Raw genomic sequence first — 660 nt, 5'->3', positions numbered from 1 at the left:
GTTGCGGATAATTGATGCAGTACACGGGGTCAATAACGGCTTCTCCTATGCGCTCCTTGGTTTCATCGAAGGCTTGCAGGGCGCCGGTCGGGCAGTTCGCGATGCACCGTTTGGTCTGCCCGCCCGTTTGCTCGGGGTCGCAGAAATTGCAGTATCCGCCATCAACCTCATGGTATTCCGTCGTCCCAAGCGTGCGCTGCAAAGCATGGTTGCGAAAATTCAGCCGAGGAGTACGGGTGTTCAACAACCCATCTTCTATGCTCGAACTTTCGATGGCATGCATCGGGCACACCTGGCGGCACCGGTCGCAGCGGATGCAGGCGCTCAGCAGACGGTCTTCCTCCTGTCCTCCCGGAGGACGGAGAAGCTCTTTGTCCGTCGCCCACGCGTACCGCGTTAGGCCGCCCAAGCTCAAAAGGACTGCAGCGCCCGCGCCGCCCGCGATAAGCGAGCGGCGCGAAATCACCGGGCCGTTCATTTTCCCTGCACTTCGGCTTTGACATCCTCCAAAGTTTGCAGATCGAGCTCGAGGTATCCCTTGGTGATCTTGAGAACCCCTTTGTAGAACCTGATCTTAAGCATCACCATGGCAAGCTCCATGAACTGCGGGAACCAGGTTAGGATGCGCTCTTCGATGAACTGCTGAGAAAGGTCAATCTT

General features: G+C 57.4%; 1 protein-coding gene and 1 pseudogene. Both read right to left on the bottom strand.

Going from position 1 to position 660, the window contains the following annotated elements; genetic code table 11:
• Window positions 1-478: 4Fe-4S dicluster domain-containing protein (locus RR842_RS14730; protein WP_332730318.1), on the bottom strand; the 478-nt coding region annotated here is incomplete at its 3' end.
• Window positions 475-660, bottom strand: a pseudogene (locus RR842_RS14725) (hypothetical protein); the annotation flags it as partial. The gene RR842_RS14730 and the pseudogene RR842_RS14725, both read right to left, overlap by 4 nt.

The organism is Gordonibacter sp., from assembly GCF_036667095.1.
Lineage (GTDB): Bacteria > Actinomycetota > Coriobacteriia > Coriobacteriales > Eggerthellaceae > Gordonibacter.
This window is presented reverse-complemented; position numbering and strand designations above follow the sequence as displayed.